This is a genomic window from Pseudomonas sp. AAC (genome assembly GCF_000725445.1).
Taxonomy (GTDB): domain Bacteria; phylum Pseudomonadota; class Gammaproteobacteria; order Pseudomonadales; family Pseudomonadaceae; genus Pseudomonas; species Pseudomonas citronellolis.
In genome coordinates this window covers 90,814-106,169 of the sequence record NZ_KL647094.1, presented here as the reverse complement: position 1 = coordinate 106,169, position 15,356 = coordinate 90,814, and the positions used below count along the sequence as shown (strand labels likewise).

Annotated in this window: 14 protein-coding genes and 1 pseudogene; 11 read left to right on the top strand and 4 right to left on the bottom strand. The window is 68.3% G+C overall.

Annotated features, from left to right (window positions below):
* Positions 1 to 14: 14 nt before the first annotated feature.
* Complete coding sequence (locus FG99_RS00460; RefSeq protein ID WP_051878289.1) at positions 15 to 2,114, top strand: TonB-dependent receptor family protein; 2,100 nt, start codon at positions 15 to 17, stop codon at positions 2,112 to 2,114.
* Between the two features lie 37 nt (positions 2,115 to 2,151).
* Here FG99_RS00460 and FG99_RS00455 read toward each other — a convergent pair whose 3' ends face one another.
* Together FG99_RS00455 and FG99_RS00450 are read right to left on the bottom strand one after the other, a co-directional pair.
* Positions 2,152 to 2,712, bottom strand: a complete 561-nt coding sequence (locus FG99_RS00455; RefSeq protein WP_043266531.1) for a TetR/AcrR family transcriptional regulator — start codon at positions 2,710 to 2,712, stop codon at positions 2,152 to 2,154.
* A 113-nt stretch (positions 2,713 to 2,825) separates the two neighbouring features.
* The gene (locus tag FG99_RS00450) at positions 2,826 to 4,010 is read right to left on the bottom strand and encodes an acetyl-CoA C-acyltransferase family protein (protein ID WP_009619642.1); all 1,185 of its coding nucleotides are present in this window, start codon (positions 4,008 to 4,010) and stop codon (positions 2,826 to 2,828) included.
* A 101-nt stretch (positions 4,011 to 4,111) separates the two neighbouring features.
* Between FG99_RS00450 and FG99_RS00445 the strand changes: the two genes are divergently transcribed.
* The 3 genes and pseudogenes from FG99_RS00445 (at position 4,112) to FG99_RS32690 (ending at position 6,355) form a co-directional block, all read left to right on the top strand.
* Positions 4,112 to 5,170, top strand: a complete 1,059-nt coding sequence (locus tag FG99_RS00445; protein WP_051878287.1) for an AraC family transcriptional regulator — start codon at positions 4,112 to 4,114, stop codon at positions 5,168 to 5,170.
* 423 nt (positions 5,171 to 5,593) lie between these two features.
* A pseudogene (locus FG99_RS32695) lies at positions 5,594 to 5,938 on the top strand (AraC family transcriptional regulator ligand-binding domain-containing protein); the annotation flags it as partial.
* Complete coding sequence (locus tag FG99_RS32690) at positions 5,918 to 6,355, top strand: helix-turn-helix domain-containing protein (RefSeq protein WP_256204832.1); 438 nt, start codon at positions 5,918 to 5,920, stop codon at positions 6,353 to 6,355. The pseudogene FG99_RS32695 and the gene FG99_RS32690, both read left to right, overlap by 21 nt.
* A 245-nt stretch (positions 6,356 to 6,600) precedes the next feature.
* Here FG99_RS32690 and catA read toward each other — a convergent pair whose 3' ends face one another.
* Complete coding sequence (catA, locus tag FG99_RS00435) at positions 6,601 to 7,524, bottom strand: catechol 1,2-dioxygenase (protein ID WP_024128350.1); 924 nt, start codon at positions 7,522 to 7,524, stop codon at positions 6,601 to 6,603.
* Between the two features lie 170 nt (positions 7,525 to 7,694).
* A complete protein-coding gene (locus FG99_RS00430; RefSeq protein ID WP_009619650.1) occupies positions 7,695 to 9,392 on the bottom strand; it encodes a sigma-54-dependent Fis family transcriptional regulator in 1,698 nt (565 codons plus the stop codon).
* 384 nt (positions 9,393 to 9,776) lie between these two features.
* On the opposite strand from FG99_RS00430, the gene FG99_RS00425 reads away from it, so the two are divergent.
* The 7 genes from FG99_RS00425 to FG99_RS00395 all read left to right on the top strand — a co-directional run bounded on the left by FG99_RS00425 (position 9,777) and on the right by FG99_RS00395 (position 15,339).
* Positions 9,777 to 10,028 (top strand): phenol hydroxylase subunit, encoded by a 252-nt coding sequence (locus FG99_RS00425; protein ID WP_009619653.1) that lies wholly within the window; start codon positions 9,777 to 9,779, stop codon positions 10,026 to 10,028.
* Between the two features lie 49 nt (positions 10,029 to 10,077).
* Positions 10,078 to 11,073 (top strand): aromatic/alkene monooxygenase hydroxylase subunit beta, encoded by a 996-nt coding sequence (locus FG99_RS00420; RefSeq protein WP_043266529.1) that lies wholly within the window; start codon positions 10,078 to 10,080, stop codon positions 11,071 to 11,073.
* A complete protein-coding gene (locus FG99_RS00415) occupies positions 11,070 to 11,339 on the top strand; it encodes an MmoB/DmpM family protein (protein ID WP_009619657.1) in 270 nt (89 codons plus the stop codon). The genes FG99_RS00420 and FG99_RS00415 overlap by 4 nt, the downstream gene beginning before the upstream one ends.
* A gap of 34 nt (positions 11,340 to 11,373) precedes the next feature.
* Positions 11,374 to 12,873, top strand: a complete 1,500-nt coding sequence (locus FG99_RS00410; RefSeq protein ID WP_009619659.1) for an aromatic/alkene/methane monooxygenase hydroxylase/oxygenase subunit alpha — start codon at positions 11,374 to 11,376, stop codon at positions 12,871 to 12,873.
* A 56-nt stretch (positions 12,874 to 12,929) separates the two neighbouring features.
* Positions 12,930 to 13,289, top strand: a complete 360-nt coding sequence (locus FG99_RS00405; protein ID WP_043267853.1) for a phenol hydroxylase subunit P4 — start codon at positions 12,930 to 12,932, stop codon at positions 13,287 to 13,289.
* Positions 13,290 to 13,299: 10 nt separating this feature from the next.
* On the top strand, positions 13,300 to 14,361 hold the full coding sequence (locus tag FG99_RS00400; protein ID WP_009619663.1) for an NADH:ubiquinone reductase (Na(+)-transporting) subunit F: 1,062 nt from the start codon (positions 13,300 to 13,302) through the stop codon (positions 14,359 to 14,361).
* A gap of 78 nt (positions 14,362 to 14,439) precedes the next feature.
* Complete coding sequence (locus tag FG99_RS00395) at positions 14,440 to 15,339, top strand: SphA family protein (RefSeq protein WP_009619665.1); 900 nt, start codon at positions 14,440 to 14,442, stop codon at positions 15,337 to 15,339.
* Positions 15,340 to 15,356 lie beyond the last annotated feature (17 nt).

Here is a 15,356-nt window from a genome sequence, read left to right as displayed (position 1 = left end):
ATTCGAAAAAAACCATGACCCGTACAACCCGCGCCGGCCTGGGGGGCCGGCTGCTGAGCCTCGGCGCCGGCCTGTGCCTGGCCGGCGGCCCGCTGTGGGCGGCCCAGCCGGAGGATGGCGATACCCGCCTGGCCACCGTGGTGGTGGAGGGCGCCGCCCGCAGCGAGGCGCAGAAGGCCGAGGAGCGTTTGAAGAAGGTGCCCGGCGCGGCCGTGGTGGTGGACAACAAGGCAGTGGAGAAGGGCCGCGCGACCAACGCCGAGGACGTGTTCGCGCTGCAGCCGGGGATTTTCGCCCAGGCCACCAGCGGCAGCGGGGCGAACAAGATCTCCATCCGCGGCTCGGGCCTGAACACCTTCTACCAGGGCTACGCGCTGGGCATCAGATACCTGTTCGACGGCCTGCCCATCACCGGCCCGGGCGGCACCCAGGAAGACTACCTGAGCATGAACGGCATCGATCACACCGAGGTGCTCTACGGTGCCAACGCCTTCGACTACGCGGCCACCAGCCTGGGCGGCGCCATCAACTTCGTCACCCACAGCGGCTACACCGCGCCGGGCAACTACCTGCGCCTGGAGGCCGGCAGCTTCGGCTACCGCAAGCAGCAGCTGAGCACCGGCGGGGTGGTGGACGACAGCGACTACTACGTGTCGATCTTCCACAACGAGCGCGACGGCTACCAGCACGACACCCCGAACAAGGGCCAGGAGCTGGTGGCCAACCTCGGCCACCGCTTCAACGAGCGCCTGGATACCCGGCTGATCGTGCGCTACCGCGAGGAGACGCTGACCCAGGGCAACACCCTGACCCGCGCGCAGATCAAGCACGACTCCAATTCCAACAAGGTGCCCACCGGGCGCAAGAAGGATGGCTCCACCTGGGTCGGCAGCACTACCACCTACCGCTTCGACGACGACTCGCGGCTGCAGGTGGGCCTGAGCGTCAACGACTACCCGCTGCTCAACGGCTGGCGTTACTCGGCCACGCCGCAGGACTGGCGCTCCACCGACACCAACCTGACGCTGCGCTACCTGCGCAGCCAGGACCGCCTGTTCGGCCTGCCCAGCGACACCACCCTGACCTTCAGCAGCACCCGCTCGCAGTTCGCCGACGTGAAGTCCCGCAGCCGCGCCACCGGCCAACTGCTGCAGCACACCGACTACACCGGCTCGCGGGATACCGTGTTCGCCTTCGGCAACGAGCTGCAGCTGGACCCGCGCCTGTGGCTGGTGAGCGGGCTCTCGGCGATCAACATCGACCGCGACGTGAGCATCGAGTACAGCACCAGCGCCAACACCAGCGAGTTCCCCAGCGCGGTCAGCTACAACAAGTGGTACGCCGCGCCGCGCATCGGCCTGCGCTACCAGCTGACGCCGGACATCCAGCTGTTCGGCAACGCCAGCCGCTCCATCGACCCGCCGGTGACCTGGCAACTGGGCAGCACCGGCGTGCCCTACATCCGCCCGCTCACCCCGCAGAAGGCCGACACCCTGGAGGTGGGCATCCGCGGCAGCGTCGGGGTGGTGGACGGCAGCCTGACGCTGTACCGCTCCTGGGTGAAGGACGAACTGCTCTCGGTGGTGGTGCGCCAGGCCACAGCCACGGCGGATGCGCTGGTGGCCAATTCCAACGCCAGCCCGACCATCCACCAGGGCATCGAGGCGGGGCTGGGCATCCAGCTCTGGGAAGGCGCCAACGGCGACCGCCTGGACCTGCGCCAGGCCTGGACGCTGAACGACTTCCACTACCGCGGCGACAGCACCTTCGGCGACAACGAACTGCCCAGCCTGCCGCGCCAGGTGTACCAGGCGCAGCTGAACTACCAGCGGCACGACGGCTACTACGCCGAACTCAACGCGCGGGCGGCCTCCAGCTACTATGTGGACTACGCCAACAGCCTGGGCGCGCCTTCGTACACGCTGTGGGGCGCCAAGCTGGGCTACCAGGCGCCGGGCCGGCGCTGGGAGGTGTTCCTCGACCTGCGCAACCTGACCAACGAGCACTACGCCACCGCGGCCAACACCGCCTACGACGCCAAGGGCCGGGACTCGGCCAACTTCTACCCGGGCGATCCGTTCAACGTCACCGCCGGGGTGGCCGTGCGCTTCTGAGCCGCCGCGGGGCCGGCGCCGTGCCGGCCCCGCCGCTTCAGGCGCCAGGCGCCAGCGCGGCGGTCAGCGAGCGCAGCAGGGTGGCGCAGCGCTGCTGCTGGTCCAGCGGGTAGCGGGCCAGCCACAGGGGCAGGTGTTCGAACAGCTCCAGGGTGGGCTGGCAGGCCTGGCCGGGGCTGGCGTAGCCGGCGGCGCCCAGCTGCGCATCGAGCTTCTGGCCTAGCTGCCGGCGCAGCCGTTCGACGCACTGGCGCTGTTCGTCGCTGAGGCAGCCGGCGTCGCGGGTCGCCAGCTGGAAGTGCAGGGGGTTGCTTTCGTACAACGCCACCAGGCCCTCGACCACCCGTTGCAGGGCGGCCTTGGGGCAGCCGCGCAGCCGGCGCTGGTCGAACAGCGAAAGCAGCGCCAGGTAGTGTTCCTCGATGAACTCCAGCAGCAGTTCTTCCTTGCTCGCGCAATGGCTGTAGAGCGAGCCCGCGGTCAGCTCCAGGTGGCGCGCCAGTTCGCGCAGACTGACCTGGGCGAAGCCGCGCCGGGCGAAGAGCTCCAGGGCCTTGGGGCGGTTGCGCGCGAAACGCGAGCCGGGGGAGGCGGTCATCTGGGCACCTGTACGTCGTATCGGTCTGCTTGCCGGGAAGGCGCGCCGAAAGGGCGGCCGGCCGCGACGCGCCCGTTTCGTGGGTTGGGCGCCTCCGGGGCCGGCCGGCCCGATCAGACGCGTTCGAAGATCACGGCGATGCCCTGGCCGCCGCCGATGCACATGGTGGCCAGTGCGTAGCGGCCCTGGATGCGCTGCAGCTCGTGGATGGCCTTGGTGGCGATGATCGCGCCGGAGGCGCCGATGGGGTGGCCCAGGGAGATGCCCGAGCCGTTGGGGTTGACCTTCTGCGGGTCGAAGCCCAGCTCGCGGCTGACCGCGCAGGCCTGGGCGGCGAAGGCCTCGTTGGACTCGATCACGTCCAGGTCGGCCACGCTCAGGCCGGCGCGTTGCAGGGCCAGGCGGGTGGCCGGGATCGGGCCGAGGCCCATCAGGGTGGGCTCGACGCCGGCGTGGGCGTAGGCCACCACCCGCGCGATGGGCTGCAGGTTTTCGCTCTTCACCGCCTCGGCGCTGGCCAGCAGCAGGGCGCTGGCGCCGTCGTTCAGGCCCGAGGCGTTGCCGGCGGTGACGCTGCCGTCTTCGAGGAAGGCCGGTTTCATCTTCGCCAGTTGCTCGAGGCTGGCCTCGGCGCGCACGTGCTCGTCCACCTCGAACAGGCTGGTGCCTTTGCGGCTGCGGATTTCCACCGGGACGATCTGCCCGGCGAAGCGCCCTTCGGCGGTGGCGCGGGCGGCGCGCTGCTGGCTCTGCAGGGCCAGGGCATCCTGGTCCTGGCGGGTGATGCCGTGCTGCTTGGCGATGTTCTCGGCGGTGATGCCCATGTGGATGCCGTGCAGCGGGTCCTGCAGGGCGCCGAGCATGTAGTCGAGCATCTTCACGTCGCCCATGCGCGCGCCCCAGCGGGCGCTGGGCACCAGGTAGCCGGACTGGCTCATGCACTCGGCGCCGCCGGCGATGGCGATGTGCGAGTCGCCCAGCATCAGGCCCTGGGCCGCGCTGACGATGGCCTGCAGGCCCGAGCCGCACAGGCGGTTGACGGTGAAGGCCGGGGCCTCCTTGGGAATGCCCGCCTGCAGCGCCGCCACGCGGCTGATGTAGGCGTCCTTGGGCGTGGTGGGGATGACGTGGCCGAACACCACGTGCTCGACGCGCTGCGCGTCGCAGTTGGCGCGGGCCAGCGCGGCCTGGGTGACCAGGGTGGCGAGCTGGGCGGGCGGGGTGTCCTTGAGGGTGCCGCCGAAGGTACCGATGGCGGTGCGCACCGCGCTGACGACGAAGACTTCTGGTCTGTGCATGGGAAGGGCTCCTGGCAGAATGGCGAGCAGTCTAGAAGGCGATGCGGCGGCGTCCTATGCCAGAATTGCGCAGCCCCGGCTGACGAATTTGGACATATCGGATGATGAAACCCGCCCTGGGCCCCGAGGAACGGACGGCCACCCCGCGCCGGCGCGACTCGGTGGCGGCCTATTTCGTGAAGGCCGCGCTGCACCGCCTGGCTGACCGCCCGCAGCGCGCCGCCGAGCTGCTGGCGCAGGCCGGCATCGAGCCGCACTGGCTGGACGAGCCGCTGCACCGGGTGCCGGCGGAGGCGGTGACGCGCCTGTGGCTGCTGCTGACCGAGGAGCTGGGCGACGAGTTCTTCGCCTTCGATTCCGCCGGCCTGCCGCGCGGCGCCTTCGCCATGGTCTGCCGCAGCGTGCTGCACGAGCCGGACCTGGGCCGCGCCCTGCGCCAGTGCCTGGCCGGCTTCAACCTGTTCCTGCGTGACATCCGCGCGCACCTGGAGCTGCGCGGCAACCGTGCGGCCATCGTGCTGCACACGCGCATCGACGACGCCACCCTGCGTTGCGTGGCAGAGGAAATCTACCTGAGCATGGTCATCGGCGTGGCCTGCTGGCTGGTGGGGCGGCGCATCAACCCCGACCGCGCCCGCTTCGGCCACCCGCAGCCGCCCCACGGCGCCGAGCCGCTGCTGTGGGGGCCGTGGATCCGCTTCGACGCCGACCACACCGAGTTGGAGTTCAATGCCCAGCAACTGGCGCTGCCGGTGATCCGCAACTTCGCCAGCCTCAAGCAGTTCCTGCGCCAGGCCCCGGAGGGCGTGGTGGTGCGCTTCCGCAACCGCTCCGGGCTGTCGGCCAAGGTCTACCGCCGCCTGAAGGCCGGCGGCGACCTGGACTGGCCATCCCAGGCGCAGATGGCCGCGCAGCTGGCGCTGAGCGAATCGGCCTTCCGCCGCCAACTGGAGCGCGAGGGCTTTTCCTACCAGATGATCAAGCACGAGGTGCGCCGGGCGCTGGCCTTCGAGTGCCTGGATGATGCCAGCCTGAGCATCGCCGAGATCGCCGCGCGCTGCGGCTTCCAGGAGCCCAGCGCGTTCCACCGCGCCTTCCGCCAGTGGACCGGCATGAGCCCCGGACGCTACCGCGCGGCCCGCGCCCAGGGCGGGGATTGAGCGGCCAGGGAGTGTATTGGGCCCCGCCCTGAGGCGGCGGGGCCTGCCCGTGAATCGCGCGCAGGGCGCGCTCCTACATGGGGAGGGTGCGGGTGGGGTGGATAACGCTTGGAGTGTTATGCGCCCTACGGACTGTCTTGCCGGCTGTGCTCAGCCCCGTAGGATGGGTTGAGCGAAGCGATACCCATCACCCCGGCCACATGGTTTTCGCAAGCTCAACCCATCCTACGAAAAGCACCTCGGCGCAGCCGGCAAGACGGTTGCTCCTACGACCGCGATGCTTGGGGTGTTATGCACCCAACATGGCTGCGTTGAGCCAGGGAGCTTCGTGATTCCGCATCATGCCGAACGGTTCCCTCTCCCGCTTGCGGGGGAGGGTTAGGGAGGGGGTGCGGAGTTAGGGTTGGCAGAGGTGCGGCGAGCAGCGCCCTGGCCCTGGCCGGCAACCTGCAGGAGGCGCTGGACCTGCTGCTGCAGCACCGCGCGCGCTTCTGCCCGCTGCTGGCGCCGCGCCTGCTGCTGGAGGAGCGCTACGCCTGCCTGTACTGGGTGGACGCCTGCGGCCTGGGCGGCACCCGGCGCTTCCTGGTGGAGAGCAGCATGACGGCCGTCACCGCGCTGTGCCGCTGGCTGGCCGGCGAGCACCTGCCCTGGCGCTACCTGTTCGCCCATGCCCAGCCGGGCTACCTGGAGCAGTACCAGGCGCACCTGGGCCTGCAACTGCAGTTCGACAGCCACGTGGACGCCATGCTGATCCCCCGCGAATACCTGGTGAAACCCTGGCCACGGGCCGCCGCCACCGCCGGCCAGGCGGCCCGGCGCGACGCCCAGCGCGAACGCCAGGCGCTGGGTCTGCGCGAGGGCTTCCTCGAACACCTGTACCGCCTGCTGCAACGCGAGGCCCACGACCCGCTGAGCCTGGAGCAACTGGCCGCACGCCTGGGCATGAGCCCGGCGACCTGCAAGCGCAAGCTGCAGAAGCACCACACGCACTTCCAGGCCCTGCACGACGAAGTGCGCAAGCACGTCGCCCTGTACCTGTACTGGTCACGCGGCTACGGCAACGACGAGGTGGCGCAGTACCTGCGCTTCACCGACACTACCAACTTCCGCCGCTCGTTCAAGCGCTGGACGGGGTTGGTGCCCAGCGCGATCCGTGGGCTGCAGCCGGACGGCTTCTCGTAGGAGCGAGCACCCCGGCGCGGCCGGCAAGACCGTTGCTCAATACATCCCAGCTACCTGTAGCGGGGCCTGCCCGCGATTTCGCACGCAGGGCTCGCTCCTGCAGGGGCACGGTGCGGGTGGGACGGCCGGTGCCCGGTCGGGCAGGGGCGATGGGCGCCTCGGCGCTGTCGGCAGTTGTCCCTCCGGGAAATGCCGTACCTCAAGGTGCGCGCCGTGCCTTGCCCGGCAATGGGTACGAAGGAGCCCTACGCGCCCTGGACCTGCAGGGCGCGTGGGCGTTGGCTGCGTCGCTCATCGGTGGCTTCGCTGGCGGGCTGCAACTGGAAGTCGAAGACGACCTCGGCGCAACGGCCTGCGATGCCGTGGGCATTCTCGACGAAGTTGACCTCGCCGATCAGCCCGTCGCGGGTGGCGTAGGCGAAGTCGTCCCACAGGTACCGGTCGCCGGCCAGGTTGATCTGGGTGGTCAGGTGGCGATGGCCGGGCGCCGAGATGAAGAAGTGGATGTGCGCCGGGCGCTGGCCGTGGCGGCCGAGCTGGTCCAGGCATTGCTGGGTCGGGCCGTCGGCCGGGCAGCCGTAGCCGCTGGGCACGATGCTGCGGGCGCGGTAGCGACCCTCGGCGTCGGTGCGGATACGCCGGCGCAGGTTGTACTCGGCCTGGCTCGGGTCGAAGTAGGAGTAAAGGCCCTTGGTGTTGGCGTGCCACACGTCGACGGTGGCGCCGGCGATGGGCTGGCCGCGCAGGTCCAGCACGCGGCCGGCCAGGAACATCGGGATGCCGGCGTCGCTGCCGTCGTCCATGCGCGCCTCGCCTTCGCTGAGCGGGGCGCCGGCCACGTACAGCGGGCCCTCGATGGTGCGCGGGGTACCGCCGGTCCTGCCGGCTTCGGCGTCGCGGGCATCGCTGAGCAGGTCGAGGAAATGCTCGATGCCAAGGCCCGCCACCAGCAGGCCGGCTTCGCCGCGGTTGCCCAGGCGGTTGAGGTAGTCGACGGCGGTCCAGAATTCGTCGTCGGTGATTTCCAGGTCTTCGACGAGCCTGGCGGTGTCCTGCAGGATGCGCAGCACGATTTGTTTCAGGCGTGGGTTGCCCTGTTCGTTGCGCAGGCCGGCGGCCTCTTCGAAGAAGGTCTGGATTTCGGCAGTCCGGGAAATCTTCACGGTCATGGGGTTCACCTTGTTGGTCTTGTCGTCAGGTACCGCGAAGGTGGCTGAGCAAAGACGGTGCCAATCTTTCAACTTGTTGATATAAAAGGAGTTCTGTTTTTTCTGGACGGCGAAAGGGGCAGGCCGGTCGAGCATTTGGTGAAGTGCCCGGTCGGCCTTCGTCCAAATGCTCAAGCCCGCCCGGGGGCGCCTTCGCCCGGCGACTTCTTCAGCCGGTAGGCCAGCGCCGGGCGGGTCATGCCCAGCAGGCGAGCGGCCTCGGAGACATTCTGCTGGCTGCGGGCCATGGCTTCCTGCATCAGTGCTTCCTCCAGCGCGTCGAGGCCGATGCCGCTGTCGATGATCTGCCCGACCCACGGCGCCTGCCCGGCGCTGGCCACCAGGCGCCCGTCGCTGGCCAGGCCGATGCTCTCGGCTTCCGGCGGGGCGTGGGGGAAGAGGGCGTCCAGGCCGATGCTCTGGTTCTCGTCGGTGATGATCACGCCGCGCTCCATGAGGTTCTCCAACTCGCGCACGTTGCCCGGCCAGTCGTACTGCAGGCAGGCCTGCAGGGCGCGGTCGCTGAGGCCGAGGGTCTTCTTGCCGTAGCTTTCGTGCAGGCGCGCGAGGAAGTGCTCGATCAGCAGCGGGATGTCTTCGCGGCGCTCGCGCAGGGCGGGGATGCGCACCGGGAACACGTTCAGCCGGTAGAACAGGTCGGCGCGGAAGCGGCCTTGCTTCACCGCCTGCTCCAGGTCCTCGTGGGTGGCGGCGATGACGCGCACGTCCACCTGGCGCGTGCGGCTGTCGCCGACGCGCTCCAGTTCCTCTTCCTGCAGCACCCGCAGCAGGCTGGCCTGCGCGCGCGGGGTCAGCTCGACGATCTCGTCGAGGAACAGGGTGCCGCCGTTGGCCCGCTCGAAGCGGCCCATGCGCGACTGCTGGGCGCCGGTGTAGGCGCCTTTCTCGACGCCGAACAGCTCGGCCTCGATCAGGTCCGGTGGGATGGTCGCGCAGTTCAGCGCCACGAAGGGGCTGCCGGCGCGTTCGCTGCGCAGGTGCAGGCTACGGGCGATGACTTCCTTGCCGGTGCCGGTCTCGCCCAGCAGCAGCACCGAGGCCTTGCCGGGGGCAACCTTGTCGATCAGCGCGCAGCAACGCTTGTAGGCCGGGGCCTGGCCGATGCCGTAGAACTGCCCGGCCTGCAGTTGCAGGCGCTGGCGCATGTTCGCCACCTGCACCTGCAGGGCCTGCAGTTCGTCGATGATGGGGTCGCTCTGGAAGTAGCGCAGGAAGTCGTTGGCGTCTTCCCATTGCTCCACCGGCTTGCCGACGATGCGGCACTGCGCACCGCCGCAGCCACGGCAGCTGACTTCCTTGTAGAGCACCTGGCGGCCGAGGAAGAACGAGCTGTAGCTGATCGCGTAGCCCAGCAGCATCCAGCACACCGGTTGCTCGGAGTGCAGGTTTTCGGCCTGGCAGTTCTCCACCTCGAAGCTGTCCTGCCATTCGATGTCGGCATAGAAATGGCCGCTGTCCAGGTCGATCTCCAACTGCAGCGGGCACACCTTGACCATGCCCTTGAGCGAATGCAGCTGCGGGCCGATGAAGAACATCTCCACCGGGTTGCCCTGCGGGCGCAGCTTGCGCGCCAGCTCGGCGTCCTTCAGCCCGGACTGGTAGCCCATGCGCAGGAAGAAGCCCTTGGCCCGCTCCACACCGAGCATCTCGATCAGCTCGCGGCGCATGCTGGCCATCATCGCTGCCTGGACCAGCAACATGCGCTGTTCGTCCAGCCAGACCTTGCCCTCGGTGCCGAGGAAGCGGACCCGCTCGGTAAGGTCCTTGAGCGCCGGAGCGGGGTCCGGCGCCTTGTATTGGGTAATCATCGATCGCGCCCCTGAATTGTCGTTGTACGGGGTGGTGGCGCGTCCCGCCCAGGCTGTGGCGGGGTGGCTCGCGCCGGCGACGCCGCCGCGGTTCAGGCAAGGCGGAGGGGCGTCGCTCTTTTTCCAAATCGCCTGAAGGGGCGGGAAAAGTCAATCCGGCCCCGGCCTTCGCCATTTGCTGCAATGGCCCCCGCCGGCTTGAGCAAATGATCAATCGCAGTAGCCGTCCGGGCCAGGCTGCAACCCTTCGGCGGGCCTCTTCGCAAGTCGCGATATTTCTAAAAAAACCTTTTGTTTCAGTTGGTTAAATTTATTTTTCGAGCGTCTTCCACGGTCCTGGCACAGGCGTTGCTCAAGCCCCTTCGACGCCACCGGAGCCCGAGCATGAACGCCACCCCCTTCGACCAGATGCCCCGCTACGTGCGGGTTCGCAGCGAGCCGGACGCGGCCTTCGTCGAGTTCGACTTCGCCATCGGCTACCCGGACCTCTTCGTCGAGCTGGTGTTGCCGCGTGCGGCCTTCGCCAGCTTCTGCCGGAGTAACCGGGTGCATCACATGGACGCGCAGATGGCCGCCGCCATCGACGCCGACATGCAGAAATGGCGCTACGGCGAAAGCCGTGGCCAGGACGACTGACGCGCCTTCCGCTGCGTCGCCCCACAACAACAACTACGGGACGCCTTGCATGAGCATCGAGATCAAGACGGCCACGGTGGAGCCCATCCGCCAGACCTTCAGCCACACCCGCCGGCGCTTCGGCGACAAGCCGGCCAGCCGCTACCAGGAGGCCAGCTTCGACATCGAGGCGGCGACCAACTTCCACTACCGCCCGCTGTGGCAGCCGGACAAGCTGCTCAACGACCCCACCCGCACTGCCGTGCACATGGCCGACTGGTACGCCGTCAGCGACCCGCGCCAGTACTACTACGGCGCCTATGTGCAGGCCCGGGCGCGGATGCAGGAGAACGCCGAGCACGACTTCGCCTTCTGCGAGAAGCGCGAACTGCTGGCCCAGCTACCCGAGGAAAAGCGTGCGCTGATCGCCCGGCTTCTGCTGCCGCTGCGCCACGCCGAACTGGGCGCGAACATGAACAACAGCGGCATCGCCGCCGACGCCTTCGGCACCAGCGTCACCCAGATGCACATGTTCCAGGCCATGGACCGCCTGGCCATCGCCCAGTACCTGTCGCGTATCGGCCTGCTGCTGGAGGACGACGGCCTGGCGCTGCTGGCCGAGGCCAAGCGGTGCTGGCTGGACGAGCCGGCCTGGCAGGGCCTGCGCCGCTACGTGGAGGACACGCTGGTGGTACGCGATTGGTTCGAGTTGAGCCTGGCGCAGAACCTGGTCAGCGACGGCCTGCTGTATCCGCTGCTGTTCGAGCGTTTCGACGCTCAACTGGTGGCCGCCGGGGCGGGACAGGTGGGCATGCTCACCGAGTTCATGCGCCTGTGGTTCGCCGAGAGCCAGCGCTGGGTCGACGCGCTGGTGAAGACGGTGGTCGCCGAGAGCGACGCCAATCGCGCGCTGGTCGAGGGCTGGGTCGCCCACTGGCGCGAGCGCGCCTTGCAGGCCCTGGCGCCGCTGGCCGAGATCGGCCCCGGCCACGAGGCGCTGGACGCCGTCGACGGCGCCTTCGGCGCACGCCTGAAGAAACTCGGCCTCAGTGGAGCAGCAGCATGACTTCCCTCGTCTACATCGCCTTCCAGGACAACGACGCCGCCCGCTACATCGTCGAAGCCATCGTCCAGGACAACCCCCACGCCGAGGTCCAGCACCGGCCGGCGATGATCCGCGTGCAGGCCGAAGGCCGCCTGGACATCCACCGCGCCACGGTGGAGGAGAAGCTCGGTCGCGAGTGGGACGTGCAGGAAATGCTGATCGACGTGATCACCCTCGGTGGCAACGTCGAGGAGGACGAGGACCGCTTCGCCCTGCACTGGAACTGATCCGCACAACGACAAGAATCCGGAGAGAGCCGCCATGGCCGCCAAACGCCTGAACCAGAAAGACAAGTACCGCTGCCTGACCCGCGACCTGGGCTGGGAGCCGAGCTACCAGCGCAAGGAAGACATCTACCCCTACGAGCGCTTCGAGGGGATCAAGATCACCGACTGGGACAAGTGGGAGGACCCCTTCCGCCTGACCATGGACGCCTACTGGAAGTACCAGGCCGAGAAGGAGAAGAAGCTCTACGCCATCTTCGACGCCTTCGCCCAGAACAACGGCCACCAGAACATCTCCGACGCCCGCTACGTCAACGCCCTGAAGCTGTTCCTGTGCGGCGTCACGCCCCTGGAATACCAGGCCTACCAGGGCTTCGCGCGGGTCGGCCGGCACTTCGGCGGGGCAGGGGCGCGGGTCGCCTGCCAGATGCAGGCGATCGACGAGTTGCGCCACGTGCAGACCCAGGTGCACGCGATGAGCCACTACAACAAGCACTTCAACGGCCTGCACGACTTCGCCCACATGCACGACCGCGTGTGGTTCCTCTCAGTGCCCAAGTCGTTCTTCGAGGACGCCCGCACCGCCGGCCCGTTCGAGTTCCTCACGGCCATCTCGTTCTCCTTCGAGTACGTGCTGACCAACCTGCTGTTCGTGCCCTTCATGTCCGGCGCCGCCTACAACGGCGACATGGCCACGGTCACCTTCGGCTTCTCGGCGCAGTCCGACGAGGCGCGGCACATGACCCTGGGCCTGGAGGTGATCAAGTTCCTGCTGGAGCAGCACGAGGACAACGTGCCCATCGTCCAGCGCTGGATCGACAAGTGGTTCTGGCGCGGCTACCGCCTGCTGACCCTGGTCGGGATGATGATGGACTACATGCTGCCGAACAAAGTCATGTCCTGGGCCGAGGCCTGGGAGGTGTACTTCGAGCAGGCCGGCGGCGCGCTGTTCAAGGACCTGGAACGCTATGGCATCCGCCCGCCCAAATACGTCGAGCAGACCGCCATCGGCAAGGAGCACATCAGCCACCAGGCCTGGTCGATCTTCTACCAGTACAGCCAGGCCACCAACTTCCACACCTGGATACCCACCGACGAGGAGCTGGACTGGCTCTCGGCCAAGTACCCGGAGACCTTCGACAAGTACTACCGGCCGCGCTACGAGCACTGGCGCGAACTGCAGGCGCGCGGCGAGCGCTTCTACAACCCGACGCTGCCGATGCTCTGCCAGATCTGCCAGATCCCCCTGGCCTTCACCGAGCCGGACGACGCCACGCGCCTGAGCCACCGCAGCCTGGTGCACGGGGGCGAGCGCTATCACTTCTGCTCCGACGGCTGCTGCGACATCTTCGCCCATGAACCGGAGAAGTACGTGCAGGCCTGGCTGCCGGTGCACCAGATTCTCCAGGGCAACTGCGGCGGCGGCGACGTCGAGGCGGTGGTGCGCGACTACTACAACATCGCCCCCGGGCAGGACAACTTCGAGTACCAGGGCTCCCCCGAGCAACAGCGCTGGCAGGCGCAGAAAGCCGGTTGAAGCACAAGGCGGGCGCGCCCGCCGCGCCCCTCGACAAGAACAAGAGGAACACCACCATGTCCGTGACCGCCATCGGCACCTATATCTCCGAGCCCCTGGACCGCCAGGCCAATTTCCACGGCGCCCAACTGGTCTACCTGTGCTGGGAGCACCACCTGCTGTTCTGCGCGCCCTTCACCCTGCCGGTGGACCCGGCGCAGCCCTTCGCCGAGTTCGTCGAGCAGGTGGTCAAGCTGGCCATCGCCCTGCATCCGGACGCCGCCCGGGTGGACTTCGCCGCCGCCCAGTGGCGCCTGGACGATGCGCCTTTCGCACCCGACCCGGCCCGCGGCCTGGCCGCCAACGGCGTGGGCCACAAGAGCCTGCTGCACCTGCATACCCCGGGCCTGGAAGGCCTGGGCGGCAGCCGTAACTGAGGGCGCCGCCATGAGCTATCAAGTGACCATCGAACCCACCGGCGAGCAGATCGAGGTGGAGGAGGGCCAGACCATCCTCCAGGCCGCCCTGCGCCAGGGCGTGTGGCTGCCCTTCGCCTGCGGCCATGGCACCTGCGCCACCTGCAAATGCCAGGTACTGGAAGGCGAGGTGGACCTGGGCGCCGCCTCGTCCTTCGCGCTGATGGACATGGAGCGCGACGAGGGCAAGGTCCTGGCCTGCTGCGCCATTCCGCAGAGCGACTTGGTGATCGAGGCCGACATCGACGTCGACCCCGACTTTGCCGGCCACCCGGTGCGCGACTACCACGCGGTGGTCAGCCGCCTGGTGGACCTGTCGCCGACCATCAAGGGCGTGCACCTGAAGCTGGACCGGCCCATGGCCTTTCAGGCTGGGCAGTACGTCAACCTGCAACTGCCGGGCATTGAGGGCACCCGTGCCTTTTCCCTGGCCAATCCGCCGAGCCGCCCCGATGAGGTCGAGCTGCATGTGCGCCTGGTCGAGGGCGGCGCCGCCACCGGCTTCATCCACGACGGCCTGCGCGAGGGCGACGCGGTGGAAGTCTCCGGTCCCTACGGGCAGTTCTTCGTGCGCGGCTCCCAGGCCGGCGACCTGATCTTCATCGCCGGCGGCTCGGGACTGTCCAGCCCGCAATCGATGATCCTCGACCTGCTGGAGCAGGGCGATGCCCGGCGCATCACCCTGTTCCAGGGCGCGCGCACCCGCGCCGAGCTGTACAACCGCGAGCTGTTCGAGGAACTGGCCACGCGATACGCCAACTTCACCTATGTGCCGGCGCTCAGCCAGGCCGCCGAGGACGGCCAGTGGAGCGGCTTTCGCGGCTACGTCCACGACGCGGCGAAGAAGCACTTCGATGGTCGCTTCGGCGGCCACAAGGCCTACCTGTGCGGCCCGCCGCCGATGATCGACGCGGCCATCACCTGTCTGATGCAGGGCCGACTGTTCGAGCGCGACATCTTCATGGAGCGTTTCTACAGCGCCGCCGACGGTGCCGCCGAGGGCCAGCGCTCGGCCCTGTTCAAGCGCATCTGAAACCTTGCTGCCCGGCACCTCGCTCCTGCGCGGGGGCCGGGGTGCGCCCGACCGATAACAACAACAAAGGTTGCCCCGATGAAAAAGCCCCTTGCGTACCTGCTCCGCTTCGCCGCCTGCGCCCTGCTGTTCGGCGTCGCCAACCTGTCCCGCGCCACCGAGGGTGGCGGTACTTCCTACCCGTTGGGCGCGGAGAATTACATGTCCGGCGCCATGCCGCCGCCGGGCTTCTACGGCCAACTGTTCGTCAACCACTACGAGGCCGACAACCTTCGTGGCAACGACGGCCGCAAGCTGCCGGTGGACTTCCGCGTGCGCGCCAACGCCATCGTTCCCCGGCTGATCTGGGTGAGCGACTACAGCTTGCTCGGCGGCAGCTTCGCGCTGCACGCGATAGTCCCGCTGGTGGACCTGAAGGTCGACCTCAACGGCCAGTCGCAGCACAACCGCGGCCTGGGCGACATGATCTTCGGCCCGGCGCTGGGCTTCCATCACAGCGAGAAGTTACACAGCATCCTGGCCTTCGACATGATCGCCCCCACCGGCCGCTACGATAAGGACGACCTGGCCAACCCCGGGCGCAATTACTGGGTGTTCGAGCCGGTGTACGCGATGAGCTACGTCGACCCGAACGGGCCGAACCTGGATGCCAAGGTGATGTACGACTTTAACCGCAAGAACCCCGACACCGACTACCGCTCCGGGCAGGAATTCCACGTCGACTACGCGGTGGGCTGGGGCTTCGGCAACGGCTGGGTGGCCGGGGTGGGCGGCTACTATTACCGGCAGACCACCGATGACCGCCAGGACGGCGAGCGCATCGAGGACAACAAGGGCCGCAGCTTCGCCATCGGCCCGTCGCTGAAGTACAGCGGCAAGGACGGCTGGTTCGTCACCGCCAAGTGGTCGAAGGAAACCGACGTGCGCAACCGCGCCCAGGGTGACGCCTATTGGCTGAAACTGACGCTGCCATTCTGAGCGGAGGGGCCCGCCGC

What these genes read in the sequence shown, in the direction of transcription:
- FG99_RS00460 (WP_051878289.1), top strand. Translation starts at nt 15, where the DNA reads ATGACCCGTACAACCCGCGCCGGCCTGGGGGGCCGGCTGCTGAGCCTC.
- FG99_RS00455 (WP_043266531.1), bottom strand. Translation starts at nt 2,712, where the DNA reads ATGACCGCCTCCCCCGGCTCGCGTTTCGCGCGCAACCGCCCCAAGGCC.
- FG99_RS00450 (WP_009619642.1), bottom strand. Translation starts at nt 4,010, where the DNA reads ATGCACAGACCAGAAGTCTTCGTCGTCAGCGCGGTGCGCACCGCCATC.
- FG99_RS00445 (WP_051878287.1), top strand. Translation starts at nt 4,112, where the DNA reads ATGATGAAACCCGCCCTGGGCCCCGAGGAACGGACGGCCACCCCGCGC.
- FG99_RS32690 (WP_256204832.1), top strand. Translation starts at nt 5,918, where the DNA reads ATGCTGATCCCCCGCGAATACCTGGTGAAACCCTGGCCACGGGCCGCC.
- catA (WP_024128350.1), bottom strand. Translation starts at nt 7,524, where the DNA reads ATGACCGTGAAGATTTCCCGGACTGCCGAAATCCAGACCTTCTTCGAA.
- FG99_RS00430 (WP_009619650.1), bottom strand. Translation starts at nt 9,392, where the DNA reads ATGATTACCCAATACAAGGCGCCGGACCCCGCTCCGGCGCTCAAGGAC.
- FG99_RS00425 (WP_009619653.1), top strand. Translation starts at nt 9,777, where the DNA reads ATGAACGCCACCCCCTTCGACCAGATGCCCCGCTACGTGCGGGTTCGC.
- FG99_RS00420 (WP_043266529.1), top strand. Translation starts at nt 10,078, where the DNA reads ATGAGCATCGAGATCAAGACGGCCACGGTGGAGCCCATCCGCCAGACC.
- FG99_RS00415 (WP_009619657.1), top strand. Translation starts at nt 11,070, where the DNA reads ATGACTTCCCTCGTCTACATCGCCTTCCAGGACAACGACGCCGCCCGC.
- FG99_RS00410 (WP_009619659.1), top strand. Translation starts at nt 11,374, where the DNA reads ATGGCCGCCAAACGCCTGAACCAGAAAGACAAGTACCGCTGCCTGACC.
- FG99_RS00405 (WP_043267853.1), top strand. Translation starts at nt 12,930, where the DNA reads ATGTCCGTGACCGCCATCGGCACCTATATCTCCGAGCCCCTGGACCGC.
- FG99_RS00400 (WP_009619663.1), top strand. Translation starts at nt 13,300, where the DNA reads ATGAGCTATCAAGTGACCATCGAACCCACCGGCGAGCAGATCGAGGTG.
- FG99_RS00395 (WP_009619665.1), top strand. Translation starts at nt 14,440, where the DNA reads ATGAAAAAGCCCCTTGCGTACCTGCTCCGCTTCGCCGCCTGCGCCCTG.